Consider the following 2,358-nt stretch of genomic DNA (forward strand, 5'->3'; position numbering starts at 1 on the left):
CCTTCGTGAAGGGCTACGAGAAGCTGCCGGTGGTGATCCCCGCCCGCGCCTGACCGGTCAGTAGTTGGCGCGCGAGGAGATCGCCCCGTCGACCAGCATGTTGATCCCCGTGGTGAAGCCGCTGCGGGGGCTGGCGAGGAAGACGGCCGCGGCGGCGACCTCCTCCGGCGTGGCCATCCGGCCGGTCGGGTTGCGCTTCAGCATGGTTTCGAAGAACTGCGGGCTCTGGGCCTTCACATTGCCCCACACGCCGCCCTCGAAGAAGACGGTGCCGGGCGAGACCACGTTGGCGCGGATCTGCTTCGCCGCGTTCTCCCGCGCGATGCCCTTGGCCAGGTGGATGAGCGCGGCCTTCATGGCGCCGTAGGCGGAGACCGAGCTCGCCTCGGCCGCCGACACCGAGGAGATGATCACGAAAGCGGCGTCGCCGCTCGCCTGAGCCGCGCGCTCCAGGAACGGCTTGGCGGCCTCGAAGGAGCGGGTGGCGCCCAGGACGTCGACGTTCAGCAGCGCCTGCCAGTCCTCGTCGCGGCTGGCGGTGGTGAGTGCGCTGGCGTTGGAGACCAGGACGTCGATGCCGCCCAGCTGCTCGCCGGCCGCCTGGACGAAGCCCTTCAGCGCGGCGCCGTCGGCGATGTCCACCGAGCGGCCCCAGGCTTTGACGCCGTGGCGCTCGAGGGAACTCACGGCCTCCTGCACCTGATCGGCGTTGCGGGCGCAGATGGCCACGTCGGCCCCCTCCTCCGCCAGCAGCTCGGCGATCGCCCGGCCGATGCCGCGCGAGGCGCCCGTGACCACCGCCTTCTTGCCCTTCAGCTGCAGATCCATTCGGCGTCTCCCTCGATGAGGCGTCAGGGATAGCTGCCGCCGGCGGGACCGCCAAGGCGCACCACGCGACGGCGCCGCTGAAACAAGCCGAGTTGCTGACAGTTGATATCAAATGACGGCGGCAACCCACGTTGTTCATTACATCGTTTCCCGCTCCCGGCAGGGGTGGGCCGTCAATGTCGACGCCGATCTGCTGAGCGAGCACGTGCGGCTGGAAGAGGCCCAGGCGCAGGCCCGGATGCTGACCGAGCAAGCTCGCGCCGCCGGCGTTGACGCCCGGCTCGTGGATCTCTCGCAGGATCGCCCCGCGGCCTGAGGCGGAACCGGCGGCGCGGCCGCGCTTTCCCGAGCGGTCATGACGGCGGCCAGCATCTTCCCCACCTTCTTCCTCTCGGGCTTCGAGTGCTCGACCTTCGTGTGGAAGGATCAGGGCCGGCGCGACCTGGTGGCGGAGACGCGCCACATCGAGCACGCCCAGGAGGACTACGCCCTGCTGCAGAGGCTGGGAATCGGCGTCGCGCGGGAGGGTATCCCCTGGCCGTTCGTGGACCGGGGCGGGACCTACGACTTCTCCGGGATCGACCCCCTGATCGAGGCCCTGCGGGTGCACAAGGTGCTGCCGATCTGGGACCTGTGCCACTACGGCTATCCGGACGATGCCAACCCGTTCGCGCCGGAATTCGCCGAGCGGTTCGCCCGCTACGCGCGGGCCTGCGCCGAATATGTGATCCCCAGGCTGCCGGGGCCGCACTTCTTCACGCCGATCAACGAGATCACCTTCTTCGCCTACATCGGCGGCGAGTGGGGTTGGGCCGCGCCCTTCCGTAAGACCCGCGAAGACAGGTTCGCCCTTCGCGAAGCGCTGTGCCGGGCCGACATCGCCGCGGTGAAGGCCATCCGTCAGGTCGATCCGGCCGCGCGGATGGTGCACATCGACCCGCTGGTGAACGTGGTGGCGCCGCAGGACCGGCCGGATCTGAAAGAGGCCGCCCGCCGGGAGACCTTCGAGGACACCTTCCTGGCCTGGGACATGATCGCGGGCCTGGCCCGCCCCGAGTTCGGCGGCGGGCCCGAGATCCTCGATATCGTGGGGGTCAACTGCTACTCGTTCGGCCAGATGGAGTATCGGGAGAGCGGGGCGCACGCGGCGCTGCCGCCGGATGATCCCCGCGTCTGCCCGCTCTGCGACATGCTGGTGATGGCCTATGAGCGCTACCGCCGGCCGATGCTGGTGGGCGAGACCAGCGGCCTGGAGGAAGGCCGCGAGAACTGGCTGAACGACGTGGTCCACGAGGCGCTGGCGGCGGTGACCCGTGGGGTCGACCTGCACGGCGTCTGCCTGTTTCCGGCGGTCGACATGCCCGACTGGCACAAGGGGATCTGGGTGCACAACGGCATCTGCGACCTGATCGAGGACAAGGGCGACCTGCGCCGCGTGCCAGTCGAGCCCTATTGCGACGCCTTGCGCCGTTGGCAGCGGACGCTGAACCGGGTGACCCACCTGGACGAGGACCCGCGCTCCGATCCGGT

3 protein-coding genes are annotated in these 2,358 nt (G+C 69.6%); 2 read left to right on the forward strand and 1 reads right to left on the reverse strand.

Annotated elements, in window-relative coordinates; genetic code table 11:
* Nucleotides 1-57: 57 nt before the first annotated feature.
* A complete protein-coding gene (locus tag VHK87_RS08665; RefSeq protein ID WP_329634502.1) occupies nucleotides 58-828 on the reverse strand; it encodes an SDR family oxidoreductase in 771 nt (256 codons plus the stop codon).
* 112 nt (nucleotides 829-940) lie between these two features.
* On the opposite strand from VHK87_RS08665, the gene VHK87_RS08670 reads away from it, so the two are divergent.
* Nucleotides 941-1,144 carry a hypothetical protein gene (locus tag VHK87_RS08670; protein ID WP_329634503.1) on the forward strand — a complete coding sequence of 68 codons (204 nt, stop codon included), beginning with the start codon at nucleotides 941-943 and terminating at the stop codon, nucleotides 1,142-1,144.
* Nucleotides 1,145-1,183: 39 nt separating this feature from the next.
* Nucleotides 1,184-2,358 (forward strand): family 1 glycosylhydrolase (locus VHK87_RS08675; RefSeq protein ID WP_329634504.1); only part of this gene is annotated, 1,175 nt, incomplete at its 3' end.

This window comes from Phenylobacterium sp., from assembly GCF_036263695.1.
GTDB lineage: Bacteria > Pseudomonadota > Alphaproteobacteria > Caulobacterales > Caulobacteraceae > Phenylobacterium.

Bases quoted from the DNA above. Each gene is read 5' to 3' on its own strand.
- VHK87_RS08665 (WP_329634502.1), bottom strand. From the start codon at position 828: ATGGATCTGCAGCTGAAGGGCAAGAAGGCGGTGGTCACGGGCGCCTCG.
- VHK87_RS08670 (WP_329634503.1), top strand. From the start codon at position 941: ATGACGGCGGCAACCCACGTTGTTCATTACATCGTTTCCCGCTCCCGG.